The following is an 18,844-nucleotide window of genomic DNA, read 5'->3' on the forward strand; positions in this document are numbered from 1 at the left end:
TTAAACCGAATGGATGACAAGGAAGGCGGCCAGCCAGGGGAGAACCGTGAGAAGCAAGATAATCGGCGCGACGAATGGGCGAAACCCACGATCGAAACCTCCATAGAGATAAATAGGAACAATCATGAACGCCGCGACCAGAGAAAACGTGCTGAGATACGATCCAAAATCGACTCCCTCTCCATCCTGACGCGCCACAACAAAGATCAGCAGGCTCACGCAAATACATCCAAAGGCCATTTCGGCGTTCCGGCGCTGTAAAAAAATCAGATGCGCCTGCCGTTTCTCCGCAACGCGCTTTTCTTTGATCGACCGGTTGAGCGCTTCCTTGGCTTGCGCCAGCTCAAAATCGTTCGTCAATTCCAAGTGTGCAAAGCAAACTTGAGCGTCATCGATGAGCTCTCGATCCGCGTGCGGAAGAGATCCCATTTTTGTTGCGAGCGCAAGCGCCTCGCGATAATGCCGCTCCGCCGCCTGCCACTCATCCGCTTTCCCATAGGCTTTCGCCAAAGCATGGGCAACATTCAGATCAAGAGCGTCTGTTTCATAGAAGCTCCGTTTTTGCAGATACTCTTCATAGACTTTCAATCCCCCGTCTAGTCCATGAAGATCCAAAACCGCGTGGAGGCGGCATGTCAGCAACGTGACCGCCGTTTCGGCATTCTCTTCAATAGGATGGAGCGCAATCATCATGTCAACGATCTTGAGCGCGTCCGCCGGGCGCTTCGCTTTTAGCAGCCACGAAAATCGGAGCCATTGGAGCGTTAGACCGTAATATTCCTCATGGTTCTCCGTGTAAAGCCTTTCGGCTTCATCCAGCGCTTCCTCAGTGTTTGCAAGATCATCTTCGGCTAACCCAATATGTGCGCGCAGCAACGCGTGCTCAAATTGATGCTTGTTCTCAATTTGTTCGAGAGACGCCAGACATGAAAGCACCCACTTCGCATCTTCCCCTTCAGTGTAATACAAAAACGCGGGCAAAAGCGAAGTGGCGTAAAAATACAATCCTTTGTAGTCGCCTACGCCCTGCAAAAACTTAAGTATTGCTAGGTATCTAGAGAGCGTTTCGGGCGTCACAAGCTCATCGGATGATTTTCGCGGCCATAAAATGTCGACAATATTCGCGCCGTCGTTCTGGGAAGAGAACGCATTTTGCAAATTACGCCAAGGAATAATGCTCCAAGACAGGCAGAGGCACGCCGTTCCCAATCCGATCCACCAGATCATATTGTCTGGATTGAAATATAAAATAAAGCAGAGAAGGCATGCGGTCGCAAAATTCGCGATGATGCCTCCACTATACACAAGCAACCGCGCGCCGCGCGTAGGTTTAACCACGTTCGGGAAGGTGAAGGTCACACCACTATAGAATTGGTCGCGACAAATATAATATCGCACGCCGCCAAGGCTCCACGCGAAAATCGGCTTCCCTTGTCCCGTGCCAAGGCTTGTCACTTCGTACCTCATCGCATAGCCCACCACGGCATGACCTATCTCATGTATCCAGATATGCAAATATAAGAAGCCGGCAAACGCCAAGCAAGAGATAAGGAACATAGCTCTCAGTTTACCTGCTCATCTGTTGTGATTGGCTTCACGAAAGATGCGTAGATCCGCCGAACGATGTATAATGGTCTCCATGGAGACCTGAAATGATCAAAGCAAAGTTCGCGGCGATATTGGGATTGGCGATGCTGGCGGTTCTTCCTCTGGCGGCGCGCGCGGATGACAGCGCAACGCCGTTAATTACGGTGGGCGGGGAGACGATCTCGCGATCTGATTATCTGCAAATCCTGGAAGATCAATATGGGAAGGGCGTCCTGCAAAAGCTGGTGTTTGGAAGCCTGATTCGGCAGGCGGCAGCGAAGGCGGGCGTGACTCCGACCGATGCCGACGTGGACAAGAGGCTGGCGGAGGTCTTACGGCGCGAGCCGCAGATCGTTCCGGACGCGCAGAGGGCGCCAGAGCAGCGGAAACAGTTTGTCGCGAATTTGAAACTAGATCTTTCTCTGGAAAATCTCCGTTTGAGAAATATCTCCTTGACGGACGATGAGGCGCAGCAGTATTACACGGCGCACTCTGCGGAGTATGAGCTTCCCCAGCAGGCGAAGACAACGATCGTCGTCACCGATTCGACCGAGGACTCGCTTATCGCCGAAAATCTTCTGAAGACCGGCGTTTCCGAGAGCGCGATCGCACAGAAACCCGGCCTGCATGTGGTCGGCGTCGACGGCTTTAACGTCAACATGGACGCGCTGTCTCCAGCGGATCGTACCCGAATCTCCGATCTTGTGCTCCTGGCCAAACCCAAGGAGGTGAAGACTGTCAAAGTCCAGAATCACTTTCTCACCATCCGGGTCATCAGCAAGGACGCCAAGCGGATCCCGCCGCTTGCGGAGATCAAGAGCGATGTCGTTCGCGCCGCGAAGCTCGCCAAGGCGCCCAGCGCCGCCGCGATGATCCGCACGCTCTACCTCCAGAATCCGCCCACGTTTCAAGACCAAAAATACGAGAGCGATTTCGACGATGTCAATCCCGCCGTGGCCCACTAGCAGCCGATGGATTTTGCGCTGTCCGCACAAGCCTGGCGAATAAATTTCTGGCGGCGCTTCGCGCTTTGAACCTTGAGAATATTCTTTCGTCACTAGAGGCGAAGAATATTTTCGGAGGAACATTCATGAAGACTACACTGCAATCGCTCATCTCGCTCGCCTGCGCGTCGTTTGCGCTGGCTCCGCTCACGGCGCTGGCCGACGTCCCCGCGGCCACGCCTGTCGCCGCTGCGGCGACCCCGAAAGCCGCCGACAATGTCCAGGGCAAGATCTCCAGCATCGACACGGCGGCGAAGACGATCACCGTGACGTCGCATCACGGCGCCAACACCTCGACCTTCGCGTGGGACGACGCCACGAAGATCCTCAAGACGAGCGAAGGCGCATTGTCGGACGTCAAAGTCGGCGACACGGTGCGCGCCTACGGCGCGGCCACTCCCGAAGCCCCCACCCTGACCGCCAGCCATATCCTGATCGAGCCTGCGATTACGGCAGGCAAGCATAAGACCGGCCCCAAGAGCGGCTTCCATCGCAACCATGTCGAAGGCGTGATCGCGACCACGACTCCGACGCTGACTCTCACGACGCCTGGCGGCGTCACCGTGACCGTAACCACCACCGCCGAGACCAAGGTGGAAAGCGTAACGGCCGCCGCGCCGAGCGACCTGTCCGCCGGCGTGACGGTTCAGGCTCGTCTGAAAACCGCCGCCACCCCGCCGGTCGCCGCGACGATCACCATCGTCCCCGCGCACGCCAGGCGAACGGCCAACGCGAAATAGCTTCACGCAGCGCGCGTGAATCGCGCGCTCCGGCCGCGACGCCATGCAAATTGCCCGGCTCCCGTGTGAACGGGAGCCGGGCAATTTTCTGATCGCCGTGCTAGAATATCGACAGCACAGCGTAAGGAGAGCCAAGCACTGATGATCGCGAAGACGCCTTCCATGGAAATCGACCCGCTGACGGTTGTCGCCGAACTGCCCGATCCATTTTTGCGCCCGGACGGAACACGCATCGCCACCCCCTCCGAATGGGAAGCATGCCGCGCGTCAATCCAAAGCGCCCTGCTGCGCGATGAATATGGACACATTCCCCCGCCTCCGGAAAATCTGAGCGCGGCGGAGATCGCATCGGATCCCCTCTCTTATGGAGCGACTGAAAAGCGCATTCGCATCACCTGCGGGCCAGGCGGCGCCGTCCAATTTCATCTCCATGTCATCGTTCCCGGCGGCCATTCGGAGCCGATGCCGGTCCTTCTCGTGGGAGATCGATGCTGGGGCGCGGCTCCGATCCCGCAGGAGATCGCGGCGCGCGGCTACGTGCTTGCGGAGTTCGATCGCACCGAGATCGCGCCCGACGCCCCGGGGCGCGACGTCGGCGTCTACCCTCTCTATCCCGATCATGATTGGGGCGCGATGGGCGCGTGGGCGTGGGGATACCATCGCGCCGTCGATTATCTCGTGACGCAGCCGTATGTGGATGCGTCTAGAATCGCCGTCACCGGCCATTCGCGCGGCGGCAAGGCGACGCTGCTCGCGGGAGCGCTGGACGAGCGGATCGCCCTCGCCGCCCCCAATAACTCCGGATGCGGCGGCGCGGCGCCGTACCGCGCCAAGAGCGCCGGCGCTGAAACTCTGGAGATCATCCTGCGCGTATTCCCCTACTGGTTCCAAGCACAGCTCCCCGCATTCATCGGCCGTGAAGACCAGCTCCCGTTCGACCAGCACTCACTGCTGGCGCTCGTCGCCCCGCGCGCCCTTCTTATCACCAACGCCCTCGGCGACCTCTGGGCGGATCCCGAAGGGACGCATCAAACATATCTTGCCGCCCGAGAGGTTTTTGAGTTTTTCGGCGCCGGCGGCCGGATCGCCAATCATTACCGGGAAGGCAAGCACGCGCACAACGCCGATGACTGGCGCGCGCTGCTGGACTTTGCCGATCATCAGTTCTTCGGCAAAGACGTTCCGACCAAATTCGACGGCGCGCCGTTCACGCCGACGCTTCCCAGGTTCTCCTGGCGCGCGCCGCGCCCCTAAAGCGCGCTTAACTTGGCGGGCCGCACAAAATTCAGCCGCCGAGCTTCGTTTGATGAAGCTCGGCGGCTGTTCTTATCTCCGCGACCTCGGTCGTTGTGAACGGAAATTAGCGGATGCTGTACGTAACGGCGTGCTTTCCGTTGTCGACGCCCTCCGCGTAGACCGTGCCGTAGACGCCCGGCGCGCCGGGGACCGAGCCGCCGCCAAGATCGGTGGATGTGACGGCGTTCCAGCCGGCGGAGACCGCAGCCGGCAGATACCATTTGCAGTGCCCGTCCGCCATCAGATAGTTGGCGCCTTCGTTATGGCGTCCGCCCTTGGCCGTATAGTATCCCCAATTGCCGGTTCCGACGCTTGTGGTTCCCTGGCCGTCGAGAACGCCGGTCGCCTGCAGCGGCGGGCCTCCCACAAAGTTATCCGCCCGGTAATCGCACCAGATCGGTCCGCCGCCGGCGCAGGGGTGGTACGGCAACCCATCGGTGGTCGCCGAGCCGACTTCCGACGCATTGGTGGGATCCGTCGTGTCATTCTGGCCTTCGGACAGCAGAATGGTCTTCGTGGACGACGTCATCGCGGCGGAGCTGGAGCCGCCCAGGCACAGGCTGTATGTATAGCTGATGTGCGACCCCTTCGTGGGATCGTCCGGGCACTGGTAGACGGCCGTGCTCTTGACATAGGTATAGATCTGACTCGCCCAGCCCTCGCCCGTATTGAGATTACTGGGGTCGGTTCCGCGCGTGCCGCTCGGATAAAACTCGTCGTTATCCTGAACGTACTGCATGAGCGCCAATCCCAGCTGCTTCTGGTTGCTGGCGCAGCTTGTCTGACGCGCCTTTTCCCGCACCTTGGCGAAGACCGGGAAGAGAATGGCCGCAAGCACCGCAATGATCGCGATGACTACGAGTAGTTCAATAAGGGTAAAACCTTGTTTTTTCATGGAAACCTTCCGCCGAGCGCGAATTTCTCGGCGCGCTCCGGCTAAAAATACAACTATGAAAGATTCTCGGAGCGAACGCCGCCTTTCATTACCTGGTAAACGACGCCGTCCCGAGCGATCTCGTGCTAAAATAAGATATGTCTGAGTTAGGTCCGCAAACAATTTGGGTGACGCCGCACGCGCCGGCGCTGGTGCTGGCGCCCATGGACGGCCTCACCGACGCGCCGATGCGCGCGGTGCAAGGCGAAGCCGGCGCGTTCACCCACGCCGTCTCCGAATTTCTGCGCGTGAACGCCGATGTCCCGCCCAAAAAGGTCTTCCACCGGGATATCCCCGAGCTTCTGAACGGCGGGCGGACGCACACCGGCCTTCCCGTTCAGGTGCAGCTCCTCGGCGGCGATGCCGAGCGCATGGCGGAGGCGGCCGTGATCGGCTGCAAGGCGGGGGCGCGCGCCATCGACATCAACTTCGGCTGCCCCGCGCCGACCGTGAACCGTCACGACGGCGGCGCGACGCTGCTCAAATATCCCCAGCGCATCCGAGAGATCGTCGCCGCCATCCGCGCCGCGCTCCCACCCGAGATTCCCGTCTCCGCCAAGCTGCGCCTCGGCTGGGATACGATCGAATCGATCCACGAAAACGCCGCCATGGCCGCCGAAGGCGGCGCCGCCTGGATCACCATTCACGGCCGCACCAAGATCGAAGGCTACAAGCCGCCCGCCCACTGGGGCCCGATCGGCGAAGTCCGCGCCCGCCTCGGCATCCCCGTCGTCGCCAACGGCGACATCTGGTCCCTGGAAGCCTTCAAGCGCTGCCAGGACGAAACCGGCTGCGCGCACTTCATGCTCGGCCGAGGCGCCCTCGCCGACCCCACCCTCTCCTACCAGATCGCCGCCGAACTCGGCCTCGTCCCGCCCCGACCCGCCTACCTCAACGACGTCCCCTTGGACTGGATCGCCCAGCTCCAGCGCCTCGTCCACTGGACGGACCACTTCGAAGGCCCCAGCTCTCGCAAGATCCTCCCTCGGATGAAACAATGGCTCAACCTGGCGCGCCGGCACGGAGATTTCCAGGCGTTTGATGAGGTCAAGCGCGCCGAATCGGTAGAGGAGCTGTTTGCGATACTGCGCGCATACACACCAATATCATCAGAAGCCTCCAAGTCTTTCGCTGTAATTTCATAACGGAGCATCCATGCCTGCAATAGAAAAAATATCGATCAAGGGCTTCAAAAGCATCGCTTCGATTGAAGATCTAGCATTGGGTGCTGTGAACATCGTAATCGGCCCAAACGGCTCCGGCAAGTCCAATTTTATCGGGGTTTTCTCGTTTTTGCACGCCATTCGCGAAGGGCAACTTCAAGATTACGTCACCAGAGCTGGGGGTGCGGACAAGATATTGCACTTTGGAGCAAAGACAACTGAGAAGATTGAAATTAATGTCACCTTCCAGGAAGCAAAAAACAGATATCGGCTGTCATTAATTCCTACCGTGACTGACGAATTTATTACTTCAGATGTCGAGATGGCCGAAGTAGATCGCACTCATTTGGATCGCTGGCGGATCTATCATTTCCACGATACAAGTACGAACGCTCCGATCAAGAAAACATCGGATGTCAACGACAATCGGTTTCTCCGGGCAGACGGCGCAAACCTGGCGGCGTTTCTGTACTTTTTGCGGCTCAAGCATAGCGGTTCATACAGCCTGATTCGTAGAAGCATTCAACGGGTTGCGCCATTTTTTGACGACTTTATGCTGGAGCCACAGAACCTCAATCCGGAGAAGATTCGGCTGGAATGGCGGCACAAAGAATCGGATGCGTACTTTGATGTTTCGTCGCTGTCCGATGGGACGTTGCGGTTTATTGCGCTGGCGACGCTCTTTCTTCAGCCGGCCGAGCTTCTTCCCTCAGTGATCTTAGTCGATGAGCCGGAGCTGGGCCTGCATCCTTACGCGATTACTATGCTGGCGTCGCTTGTAAAGCAGGCGTCCGTTCATGCACAGGTGATCCTTTCCACGCAGTCTCCGCAATTGCTGGATCAATTTGAACCGGAGGATGTGCTTGTCGCCCAGCGCGTGGATGGCGGAACGCAATTCACGCGTTTGGATGCGCAGCGGCTCGGCGAGTGGCTAGACGAGTATAGCCTCGGGCAGCTCTGGGAAAAGAACGAGTTCGGTGGCCGCCCTGGCGAGAGGATCAGCGCGTGACGAGGCTTCTGATCCATGTCGAGGGCGAGACGGAAGAGACGTTTGTCAATGAATTGCTGGCCGACCACCTGTATCGTAAGGGATATACGGCCGTGAGCGCACGGCTGCTGGGAAATTCTCGGCAGCGAAGCCGCCGGGGCGGAATTCGGTCATGGAGGACAGTCCGCGGCGATATTCTTCGGCATCTCAAGGAAGATCCAAATTGTCTCGCAACCACAATGGTCGATTATTATGCGCTGCCGCAAGGCGCCGATGACGGATGGCCAGGCAGGCATAAGGCAGCCGGTCTTGCATTTTTCATGAAAGCGGCTTCTGTGGAGGAAGCCGTCGCCAAAGATATCATCGCGAACACACAAGAAATGGGCGCCCTTTCCAGGTTTTTCCCGTTCGTGATGATGCATGAATTTGAAGCGATGCTTTTTAGCGATTGCGAGCGATTCGCAAGCGGCGTGGCGCAACCAGGATTGGCTTCCGCTTTTCAGACAATCCGCGACCAATTCAGCAGCCCTGAAGAAATCAACGATTCACCAATCACTGCCCCCTCCAAACGGATTGAAGGACTTGTGCCTGGTTATGTAAAACCTCTTTACGGCACACTCGCCGCATTGGAAATCGGGCTGGACGCCATTCGCGCACAATGTCCACATTTTCGAAGCTGGCTGGAACAATTAGAATCTTGGCCGGAACGCAGAGCGAGCCTCTGATTTCCGCACGCTTCAAACCCCGACGAACCCACGAAGACGAGCTCCCCATTATGCATGATCAAACACACTCCCAAACTTTTCTCGACAACTCACAGCTCGCCGCCCGTCTGGATCACTACTATCGATTGGTGACCCGAGTGATTCTCAGCCGGCAGGACCCGATTTCGGGCCTGCTGCCCGCGAGCACGGCGGTGAACGCGCATGGGGACTATACCGACGCGTGGGTGCGAGACAATATCTACAGCATCATGGCGGCGTGGGGTTTGGGGCTGGCTTATCGTAAGCTCGACTGGGACCGGGGGCGGACGTACGAGCTGGAGCAGTCGGTCGTCAAGGTGATGCGCGGCCTGCTGCTGGCGATGATGCGGCAGGCGCCGAAGGTGGAGCGGTTCAAGCATACGCAGTCGCCGGGAGATTCGCTGCACGCCAAGTACGACACGCGGACGGGAAACACGGTGGTCGGCGACAATGAGTGGGGGCATTTGCAGCTCGACGCAACCTCGCTGTGGCTGCTGATGCTCGGGCAGATGACGGCGTCGGGCCTGTCCATTATTTACACGGTGGACGAGGTGAACTTTGTCCAGAACTTAGTCTATTATATCGGACGGGCGTATCGAACGCCGGACTTTGGGATCTGGGAGCGCGGCGAAAAGATCAATCACGGCGGCGCGGAGCTGAACGCCAGCTCCATCGGCATGGCGAAGGCGGCGCTGGAGGCGCTGAATGGGCTGGACCTGTTCGGCGTGCGCGGCGGGCAGGCGTCGGTACTGCACGTGCTGGCGGACGAGATCGCCCGGTCACGGATCACGCTGGAGTCGCTGCTGCCCTGGGAATCGAGCTCTAAAGAGGTGGACGGCGCCTTGCTCAGCATCGTCGGATTCCCGGCGTTCGCGGTGGAGGACGCGGAACTCGCGCACCGGACTCGCCGGCGGGTCATCGAAAAGCTTCAGGGCGAATACGGCTGCAAGCGATTTTTGCGCGATGGGCACCAGACGACGATTGAAGATCCAGGCCGTCTCTATTACGAAGCCTGGGAGCTGAAGCAGTTCGAGAATATCGAGTGCGAATGGCCGCTCTTCTACACCTATCTCATGCTGGACGCGCTGTTCCGGGGAGATGACGGGGCGATCGCCGAATACCGGTCGCGGCTGAAAAGCGTGCTGGTGACCCACGAGGGCATGGAGCTGCTGCCAGAGCTGTACTATGTGCCGACGGAGCGGATCGACGCCGAGCGCGCGGAGCCGCACAGCCAGGAGCGTCTGCCGAACGCGAATGTCCCGCTGGTCTGGGCGCAGAGTCTTTACTATCTGGCGCTGATGGTGGATGAGGGGCTGCTGGAGACGGGCGAGATCGATCCGCTGGGCCGGCGCCTGCGCATCGGCGCGCCGCGCGAACCGGTCGTCCAGGTGGCTCTGCTGGCGGAAGACGAAGCCTTGCAGCGCGAACTGGAGACGCTGGGAGTGACGACGCAAACGCCGCAGCAGATCGAGCCGATCCAGGTCCGGCGCGCCGGGGAGCTCGCCGGCGCCTACGGGTATATCGGGCGCAACGACAAGCTGGGCCTGACCGGGCGCCCCGTGCGACGCCTGCGCAGTCTCACGACCTCGAAGCTGTTTCTGATCCGAGGCCAGATCATGGTCTTCCTGCCCTCGTTTCTGGACCCACAGAAGTTCTACCTGATGCTGGACCGGTACTATCTGGTCGAGCACATCAAGAGCGAGATCGCCTATATTCAGCGGCACTGGCGACAAACGGGGCGTCCCACGATCACGCTGCTGCTCACGCGCACCGTGCTGGAGGCGGGGCGCGACGCCCTGCTGTCGCTGATCCAGGAGATGCACAACGGCGAATGCGGCGGCGTCCCGGTGCGCCTGGGACGGATCGGCGAGCTGCGCCAGATGGCGGGAATCGAGCGGATCGACTATCTCCACGAATTCGAGTTCTCCCAGACGCCCGTCCGCGACGCGCAGCCGGCGCACTTTCTCCTGGCCGTCGATCCTCTGCGATGCGCGCCTTTGTCACGCCAGGAAGAGATGGGAATCGATCAGGAGCATGACGCCGACGCGATCTTCCGGCGGCTTCCCGGCAACCCCAACATCTACGAACAGGTGGAGCTGCTCCAGGCGCTGGTGCGGATCGTCGGCCTCACGGCGACATTTTCCATCGACGGAAAAAATGTCACGGTGCTGGACTTGCTGGAAGACGTTTACGCGCAGGCGGCGCGCGGCGAGCACGGGCGCTCCTTCTGGGCCGTGGTGCGCCGCGCCGCCGGACTCTGCGGCAAAACCGACGTCGCCCTCGCGGACGCCGTCACCGACATTCTCGTCCGCCAGAAGCAGCTCACGTTCGGCAAATCGTACACCGACGCCTCGCTGGTCTCCCACCCGCTCCCGCCGAGCGAAATCCGCGACAAGATCCGCGAGTTCGGCGGCGCGGATATCCGCGACTGGGTGCTGACGCAGGAAATCCTGATCTACCTCGGCGTATTGATCAAGAGCGAGCCGGAGCTCTTCCGTGGCCTGCTCACCCTGCGCGTCGGCTATCTCATCCTGCTCATTACCAGCGAGCTCGCGGGCGATCTGGACATGCGCCAGGAAGAAGCCTACGAGTACCTGATGCACCTGAGCCCTTCCGAGATCCAGCTGCGCCTGCGCCGTGTGCTGGGAGATTATGACGATACCGCCAGGCTGGCGCGCCGCCAAGAATCCCTCCCGCTTCAGCAGGGCGTCGTCGAACCCCTGGATTCTCTCACGACGATCATCGAAACCCCGTCCGGCGGCTGGCTCCGCTACCGCCAGAAAGAAGGCTCCCTTAACCGCGTCCCCGCCGGCTTCTACCCGCGCGTCTGGAACCTCTTCGAGCACTGCAAGGGCCTGATCATCGGGGACAAACTGGAGCTGCGCAACCGCATCGACAGCGACTGGATTCTTTCCGAGATGACTCCCGGCGAAAAGAACTTCGCCCTCACGATCGAGCATTTGCTCAACAAGATGGACGCCGTCAAGTTCCGCCAGGTCACCATCGAAACGCTCGTCGCCCTCTGCCATCTCGTCGAGCGCACCCCCAGCCTCCGGATCGACGACTACCTCGTCACCGACGTCATCGTCGGCCACGCCGTCCGCCTCGCCTGGCTCGACCACCACCCCGACCGCGCCGACGCCTACGACGAAGACAAATCCGAAGCCTGGACCTCCTTCTACGAATCCTCCCCCCAAACCTGCGCCGCCGCCGTCGTCAAAGCGCTGCAGTTCTTGACGCAGGGGGAAGCGGTGTGAGATAACAGGATGAATTGAGGTTCAAAGTAAGCGATAGCAGGCAAACACAATGGTATAATGTTGCCATCGACTCCCGACACTTGCAATGGTGTTAACGTCTCCCGATCTGGCAAACGATTCTCCTGTCGCTTTTACTTACAAGCTCGAAACAAGCTTGTCGCTTGTCTCATGTAGTGAGAATCATGGGGCTTAGCCCAAACAGGTAGTGTAAAAATGAACAGCAATAGCAGATTGTCATGCATAATGGTAGTAGCGGCGAGCCGTGTGTCAACATGTGGATAGTCACAAAAGACGCAAATCCGGCTGTATCGCAATGGACAGGAACGTATGGCCACTGCTGATCAATTAAAATCACTCATAAAATCACACTTTGAGGATGACCGAGAGCGCTTCTCGACAATTGCCCTGCAGTTGGCGGCTCATGAAGCCAGACAAGGTCATTCGGCGCTCGCTCACGAAATCCGTACGTCGGTTGAGCGAGGAACCGCAAGATCTGTACGCCTCTTCCCAGCTCATCAAGAATATGATAATATTTTCGAGATGTGGGAGCCGACCCAACGTCTGAGTGACATGATTATTAACGCAGCTACCAAACGACGTTTAGAGCGTGTAATCCTTGAGTATCGTCAATTGGATCGTTTAAAACGGCATGGTCTAGAAAACAGAAGAAAGCTGCTGATTTTCGGCCCTCCCGGAACAGGGAAGACTATGACGGCTCAAGTATTAGCGTTTGAGCTGGGGCTTCCGCTCCTTACAGTACTAACGGACAAGCTGGTCACCAAGTATATGGGAGAAACTAGCGCCAAACTTCGGGTAGTATTCGAATGTATGGAGGAGCGCAAAGGCGTCTATCTATTCGATGAATTTGATGCTATTGGTGGGGAGCGTGAACAAAGTAACGATGTTGGTGAAATCAGACGTGTTCTCAATTCTTTCCTTCAATTCATTGAACGTGATCAATCAGACAGTCTAATCATCGCTGCAACAAATAATATCCGTCTGCTTGATCAGGCACTATTTCGAAGGTTTGACGATGTAATCCGATATGATGTGCCAACGGATTCAGAGGCAAAGCGCTTAATGGCAAATCGTCTAGGAATTTTCAAGAGCCAAAGTCTTTCATTTAGTAGCGCGATTAAGGACCAGTTACCACTAAGTCACGCTGAAATCTCACAAGCCTGCGACGATGCAATTAAAGAGGCAATCCTAAGCGGACGTGACAAGGTTACAACCACGCTCCTACGTGATATGTTATATGACCGACGCACTGCATACGAAACAGAACGTGAATGACCCTATGCCTTCTACCCCTCTAAAGCATATTTTTCTTAACGATAAGGTTCATAACCAAAAGTATAAACGCCCAGGTACAGGTGGTGGCGGAAACAGTAAAATCCTAGAGCGTAACCGCTTGCCTCACGCCGAACGATTGGCGACTGAGTTTGATGCCGCATGGACAGCCTCTGAAACGACAGTTGCCGAGCGATTATTCGTATCGGTGCCCGCTCGAGACGGTATATACCTTGAATTTTCTGGCTTAAAAGGCTACGATCTTATGATCAAGAGCCTTGAAGACCGAAGACAAGGCGTCCGGTTAATGTCAACGCGTTCAATAAATGACACTGTATATGCGACCGTATATGTTCCTCGATCACGGAGGGCATATTTTGCAAAAAAAATTCGCGACTATGGCAATAGCGAATCAAGGTTCGGACAGCCAAAGAACAAGGCATCGGTCGAGAGCATAGAGAGTATTCGAAAAGCTATAATTGCTTCCTTTTGGTTAGATAATATCACTCTATTGCCTAGTACCGAGCGTGTAAAATGTGAAGTGTGGTTGCATGTCGAAAATGAAGAAACTGAGAACAGATTCCGTGATACATGCAAGCAGCTTTCAATTCATTGTGAAAATGGGTCAATAAAATTTCCTGAGCGCAGTGTACTAATTGTGACAGCAAATTTATCAGATTTGCATCAGTTAATAGAAGCGGCCGATTTTATTGCAGAGTTGAGAAGAGCTAAAGACACTGCGAGGTACTTCTTAGAACTCGAAAACGCAGATCAAACAAATTGGTCACAAGAATTGCTTGGGCGATTGCGTACACCAAGAGAACCAAAAGTTGCAATCTCTTTGCTAGATACTGGTGTCAATAACGGTCATCCTTTACTTCAACCATTGTTGTCAGATTCTGATTGTCATACATTCAACACAAGTTGGGGTGTTACCGATCATCATGGACACGGTACACTAATGTGTGGCTTGGTTGGTTATGGCAATTTGCGGGCAGCGATGGAGAATAGTGAAGAAGTCTTTATCGATCACAAATTAGAATCCGTAAAAATCCTCCCCCCTAATGGAGAGAATGACCCTAAGCTATATGGACATATAGTTTCTCAGGCGATTAGCCTAGTAGAGATTACGTCTCCCAAATTGAAACATATTACGTGTATGGCTGTTACTGCTACAGATGATCGTGATCGTGGCAGACCATCATCATGGTCTGCGGCCATAGACGCAATCACTTCAGGTGCTGACGACAATCAAAAACGCCTATTTATAGTATCGGCAGGTAATGTTTCCGATCCAGATCATTGGCTTACATTTCCAGAGAGCAATAAGGAAAATTCGGTACATGATCCTGGGCAATCTTGGAATGCATTGACTATTGGCGCATACACCGAGATGATATCGATAACCGACCCGACATTTGACGGTTACGTAGCTATTGCTGCTGCCGGAGAGTTATCACCTTTTAGTTCAACATCTGCCACCTGGGACATGAAATGGCCTATAAAACCGGAAGTGCTCTTTGAGGGCGGCAATGCCGCAGCATCATTAGATGGTACTTCTGCAAGCGTATGCGACGATTTGTCAATGCTCTCCACATATAGGCAACATGCCCGCAGGCAATTCGATTCGATGCATATGACAAGTGCAGCAACTGGGCTCGCTGCAAATCTCGCGGCTCGTATTCAAGACGCTTATCCAGACGCTTGGCCAGAAACAGTGCGTGCATTAATGGTCCACTCAGCCGAATGGACCGAAGCAATGAAGCAACAGTTTCTATCAGATGAAACAAAAACTTCCTATAATAAATTATTGCGAATTTGCGGATACGGTGTTCCATTGGAAACTCGGGCGCTAGAGTGTGCAGGAAATTACCTTACTCTCATCACTCAAAACGAGTTACAACCATTCTCGCTGGGTAAAGACAATCGTCCATCGACTAATGAAATGGACCTTCACGAATTACCATGGCCTAAAGATGAATTGTTGAAAATGGGTGACGTTCAAGTTACTTTAAAAATAACTTTATCGTATTTTGTAGAGCCTGGGCCAGGTGAAAGAGGTTGGAAAGATAGATATCGTTATGCTTCACATGGTTTGAGATTCGATGTGAATATGCCCGGAGAAACTAATAATGAATTTGTTGGGAGAATGAATGCTGCCGCGCGGGACGACAACGAAACATATGAATTTGGCAGTACATCGGGTAGATGGTTACTTGGTACGAATGCTCGCGATGTCGGTTCTGTACATTCGGATAGCATCCATGGAACGGCGGCAGACATAGCGACTTGCAACTTTGTTGGTATTTATCCAGTGGGCGGTTGGTGGCGAGAACGCAGTTATCTGAATAAATACGCGAATCGGACCAGATACTCACTAATTGTTTCTATTAGCACTCCAGCTGTCGAAGTAGATTTATATACACCAGTTTTGCATCAAGTTTCAGTTGCAAGTCAAGTTCAGCAAGTTGAAACCACGGTGCCTGGAATATAACACTTGCCGATGACATTCATCATGATACACGAATGATGCCCTTCGCTATCTCCAGCGAAGAAATAAATTTCAATTAATGTTATCCTAGGAGGCTTAATTTAAATAAGATGGATCACGATAACTGCAAACGACTAAATCGCTAAGTTTCTCATGGAACTGTGCGCCCTCATCGCCTAATACGACTTATACCCAGAGACCACTCGAAGTATTTCCCTTTACTAGACTCCGTATTCCATGGCCATTCCTTAATAAAAAAAATCAATGAAGCAGTTCAAATGCGATCAGTGTGAATCCGAAGCGATGCACATCGTCGAACGCGACGAGATATGCCATGTCAAGGGCGACAAGATTATCGTGCATGAAGCGGTGCGCCTCTGTGACGCCTGCGGAAAGCGGGTCTTTGACCGTGTACTCGATAGTGCTATCTTTCAGGAGGCGTTCGAGATCTATCGAACGCTTCATGGTCGGCAACTTGAACCGGACTGTCACCTTTAAAGATATTGCCCGATGAAATAAAGGAAATCACTATGTCCATGACTTCTCTTTCCCGACGAAACTCGCTCGCCGCTCGCGCCACTGCGGCCGCGTTCGCCATCCTGATCCCAGTCACGGCCGCCGTCGCCGCGCCGCATATTACACACAAACCTATCCCGAAGGATGGGCTGATCGCTTACTGGCCGGGCGATGGAAACGCGCGCGATTTGGTTGGCGGGCACAATGCGAATCCGTCGGCGGGGATGCAGTATCAGCCGGGGAAGGCGGGGCAGTGTTTCGCGCTGGATGGGAAGTCGGCGTATGCGGGCGTGCCGTTTGCGCCGGTGTTTGATCTCGATCCGGCAGGGCAGTTTACGATCAGCGCTTGGGTGCGGCCGGAGGCGACGGGGAGTTATCAGGCGGTCTTCGTGAAGGCGGCCACGAAGGGCGCTTGGGATTATGGCGTGATTATCGACCGGCAGGGACGCTTTTATTCGGGGCGTGACGCCAACGATGTCGCGCAGTCGAAGACGGTGGTGATTCCGGGAACTTGGTATCACATCGCCGTCACCTACGACGCCGGCAGCTTTAAAACCTACGTGAACGGCGCGCTCGAAGCGGAAGCGTCCAATGTGCAGATTGGGAAATCGGCGTCGGGGCTGTGCATCGGACACAAAGGGGAAGTCTCGGTTCCGGGCGAGGATCCAGACTGGTTTCAAGGGAATATCGACGAACTGCGGTTTTACAACAAGGCGCTGGGCGCCGACGGGGTGAAGATGCTCTACGACGCCAATAAATAGGATGTTGCCGAGTAGTGCGCGTGTGAATGACCTCGATAAATACCCGAAAGGCGAAAGAACAGCACATGACCGTCGTACAAGAGAATGAAGACATGGAGAAGCGCGGCGTTGCTGACTGGATTGCGGCGACTGCGTCCTCGGAAAACAAGGAGGCATTCCAGGACAATGCAAGAAAGGCGGCGCGGGCGCTCGGCGCGAAATATATTGACGAACTGCCGCCGTTTTTCCATCGCCCCCCGGCCATACCAGACGGCCAAAGCGAGCGTTTCCGAGGTCTGGGAAGTTGGATGGCGGCTTGCCAGGCGGCGATCTTTGAAATCCTCTACATGCTGCGCGAACCGGCGCTGCCTTTGCTGCGCAAGGTCGCGTTCGGCAACTACGATTGGACTCAGGCGAATGCGGTGGATATTCTCTGTCGATTCGGAATAGAAGGGCTGGAGCGAGAAGCGATTGCCCGAGAAATTGCGCAGAACATCCCTGACTGGCGGTATGAATTGATTATGTACTCAATCAATAGCCTCGCGAAGTTCGCCCTGTACGCGCCGCCCGTGGCTCAGGCGCTGCGCGAACTCATTGAGGAATCGATAGAAGAGGATCCTATCGATACACTCAGTATTCTGGAGCCGCTCGTGCAATATGCGCCGGACGAAGCGCGAAAATACACTCCACTGCTGCGCGAGATTATGCAGGTCCATGGCCGAGAGCAGCGCCACCCGTTGCTCGACGGTCATGTCATGAGCTTCTCCACTGTCAACAGCGTGACAGTGGAGAACGAAATAGAAAACCCGACGCCCCAGGATATCCATGCCATCCGAGCCGCGTTCCTGCTGCGCGATTTGATTCCTGAAGATACGGAAGCGGAGAAGAATTTGCGGAGCTGGGCGCTTCATCACACCAATGAAACAATCCGGAAGCAAATCGACGAGCGCCTGTCAGCGTCCACATAATTCTTAACCAAACTACTGAAGCAGCGCCGCCAGTTCCGTGTGTCCCCCATGCTCCGTCCAGTCTGCCGGAGTTCCATTCCATTGGTTATCGCGCTGATCCGTACGGGCGCCGTTCTCCAGAAGCAGCGCCACGATCTCCGAAAACCCGCGCCACGCCGCGTTGTGCAGCGCGGAGGATTGGCCGCCGGGCGACGCGTTCACATCCCCCCTCGCGCCGCTCCGAAGCAAATATCGGACGACTTCCACTTCGTTCTGCACGCAGGCGTAAACGAGCGATTCTTCGAGTAGTTGCGAATTGGGATCTTCTCCAAGCAGGGCTGGCAGAAGATCCAGGCGTCCGAGCGCGGCGGCGTGGCGGACATCCATCGCCGCGCCGCGCTTCACGAGCGCTTCCGCCGTCGCCCGGCCGCCGTTCCAGAGCGGCTGCGAGAGTACGTCGGGATCGTCGAGGATGCGCTCACTCGCCCCGGAGGCCTCCAGCAGTTCGATCAGCGGAGCCGCGACACTCGCCTCGAACGCCTGACGGCTTGTGATCAAAAGCCCAATTGTGGTGGAAGCGCCGGCGAGGGCGTTCGGATCGGCGCCGCGCGCGAGCAGCAGGCGTGTGACGTCCACGATATTTGCCGGAATTGGACATCGAATGGGATTGCCGGCAATGTGATGGAGAAGCGTCGCGCCCGCGAAGTACCCTTGCGCATACTCGCCGTGATGGCAGTGGTATCGTATCAGAGCGGGATATTTGTTTAACAGCGCTTCGAGCTTTGGGAGGTCCCCGGCGTCCAGCGCGCCAACGCCCTGCTGAAAGAGCAAATGCTCTTTGAATTTCGTCCAGCTTCCATAGCCATTCTCGCGCGCAATGACAAGCTGACTATCGGCGAGGGCGATGTGGGGAAGAGAAAAGAGGCGCTCGCCTTCGGGATGGCTCACGCGCAATCGCGTCAAAGTGGCGGCGTCTCCAGCGCGGGCCTGCTTGAGCAGATCTTTGGCCTGTGTCTTGTACTGATCGAGGTCGATGCCATGAGGCGTGGTCATAACGTTCTCCTTTCCTGGCGTCCATGCGCCGGCCTGCTGTCCGCTAGGTCAGGCAGAAAAGAGTGTCATAGGTGTGGCGGAAAGTGTAAATAGGG

General features: G+C 56.3%; 15 protein-coding genes. 12 read left to right on the forward strand and 3 right to left on the reverse strand.

The genetic code is table 11. From position 1 onward, the window contains the following. Complete coding sequence (locus tag D5261_RS04330; protein ID WP_119320852.1) at positions 1–1,557, reverse strand: site-2 protease family protein; 1,557 nt, start codon at positions 1,555–1,557, stop codon at positions 1–3. Positions 1,558–1,652: 95 nt separating this feature from the next. Here D5261_RS04330 and D5261_RS04335 point away from each other — a divergent pair, with 95 nt between their 5' ends. The 3 genes from D5261_RS04335 to D5261_RS04345 all read left to right on the forward strand — a co-directional run bounded on the left by D5261_RS04335 (position 1,653) and on the right by D5261_RS04345 (position 4,585). Beyond that, positions 1,653–2,552: a peptidyl-prolyl cis-trans isomerase gene (locus D5261_RS04335; protein ID WP_119320853.1), complete on the forward strand. Its 900-nt coding sequence runs from the start codon at positions 1,653–1,655 to the stop codon at positions 2,550–2,552. Positions 2,553–2,677: 125 nt separating this feature from the next. Next, the gene (locus D5261_RS04340) at positions 2,678–3,331 is read left to right on the forward strand and encodes a DUF5666 domain-containing protein (RefSeq protein WP_119320854.1); all 654 of its coding nucleotides are present in this window, start codon (positions 2,678–2,680) and stop codon (positions 3,329–3,331) included. Positions 3,332–3,472: 141 nt separating this feature from the next. Continuing rightward, on the forward strand, positions 3,473–4,585 hold the full coding sequence (locus tag D5261_RS04345; protein ID WP_119320855.1) for an alpha/beta hydrolase family protein: 1,113 nt from the start codon (positions 3,473–3,475) through the stop codon (positions 4,583–4,585). 106 nt (positions 4,586–4,691) lie between these two features. On the opposite strand, the gene D5261_RS04350 is transcribed toward D5261_RS04345, so the two are convergent. Beyond that, entirely contained in the window at positions 4,692–5,522 is an 831-nt protein-coding gene (locus D5261_RS04350) for a DUF1559 family PulG-like putative transporter (RefSeq protein ID WP_119320856.1), read from the reverse strand. 137 nt (positions 5,523–5,659) lie between these two features. Here D5261_RS04350 and D5261_RS04355 point away from each other — a divergent pair, with 137 nt between their 5' ends. From D5261_RS04355 to D5261_RS04395, 9 genes are all read left to right on the forward strand, one after another. Beyond that, positions 5,660–6,706, forward strand: coding sequence for a tRNA dihydrouridine synthase (locus tag D5261_RS04355; RefSeq protein WP_165864101.1), 1,047 nt, complete (start codon positions 5,660–5,662; stop codon positions 6,704–6,706). A gap of 10 nt (positions 6,707–6,716) precedes the next feature. After that, entirely contained in the window at positions 6,717–7,733 is a 1,017-nt protein-coding gene (locus tag D5261_RS04360) for an AAA family ATPase (protein ID WP_119320857.1), read from the forward strand. After that, complete coding sequence (locus D5261_RS04365) at positions 7,730–8,437, forward strand: DUF4276 family protein (RefSeq protein WP_119320858.1); 708 nt, start codon at positions 7,730–7,732, stop codon at positions 8,435–8,437. The genes D5261_RS04360 and D5261_RS04365 overlap by 4 nt, the downstream gene beginning before the upstream one ends. A 50-nt stretch (positions 8,438–8,487) precedes the next feature. Then, the gene (locus tag D5261_RS04370) at positions 8,488–11,712 is read left to right on the forward strand and encodes a glycoside hydrolase family 15 protein (RefSeq protein ID WP_119321163.1); all 3,225 of its coding nucleotides are present in this window, start codon (positions 8,488–8,490) and stop codon (positions 11,710–11,712) included. Between the two features lie 327 nt (positions 11,713–12,039). Continuing rightward, positions 12,040–13,005 (forward strand): AAA family ATPase, encoded by a 966-nt coding sequence (locus tag D5261_RS04375; RefSeq protein ID WP_119320859.1) that lies wholly within the window; start codon positions 12,040–12,042, stop codon positions 13,003–13,005. Continuing rightward, positions 12,968–15,496 (forward strand): S8 family peptidase, encoded by a 2,529-nt coding sequence (locus tag D5261_RS04380; protein ID WP_218025558.1) that lies wholly within the window; start codon positions 12,968–12,970, stop codon positions 15,494–15,496. Before D5261_RS04375 ends, D5261_RS04380 begins: the two co-directional genes overlap by 38 nt. 261 nt (positions 15,497–15,757) lie before the next feature. Beyond that, complete coding sequence (locus D5261_RS04385) at positions 15,758–15,991, forward strand: YgiT-type zinc finger protein (protein WP_119320861.1); 234 nt, start codon at positions 15,758–15,760, stop codon at positions 15,989–15,991. 32 nt (positions 15,992–16,023) lie between these two features. Beyond that, positions 16,024–16,770, forward strand: a complete 747-nt coding sequence (locus D5261_RS04390; protein WP_119320862.1) for a LamG domain-containing protein — start codon at positions 16,024–16,026, stop codon at positions 16,768–16,770. A gap of 65 nt (positions 16,771–16,835) precedes the next feature. Continuing rightward, positions 16,836–17,717 carry a hypothetical protein gene (locus D5261_RS04395; protein ID WP_119320863.1) on the forward strand — a complete coding sequence of 294 codons (882 nt, stop codon included), beginning with the start codon at positions 16,836–16,838 and terminating at the stop codon, positions 17,715–17,717. A 12-nt stretch (positions 17,718–17,729) separates the two neighbouring features. On the opposite strand, the gene D5261_RS04400 is transcribed toward D5261_RS04395, so the two are convergent. After that, complete coding sequence (locus D5261_RS04400; protein WP_119320864.1) at positions 17,730–18,749, reverse strand: ankyrin repeat domain-containing protein; 1,020 nt, start codon at positions 18,747–18,749, stop codon at positions 17,730–17,732. Positions 18,750–18,844 lie beyond the last annotated feature (95 nt).

Origin of the sequence: Capsulimonas corticalis (genome assembly GCF_003574315.2) — a bacterium.
GTDB lineage: Bacteria > Armatimonadota > Armatimonadia > Armatimonadales > Capsulimonadaceae > Capsulimonas > Capsulimonas corticalis.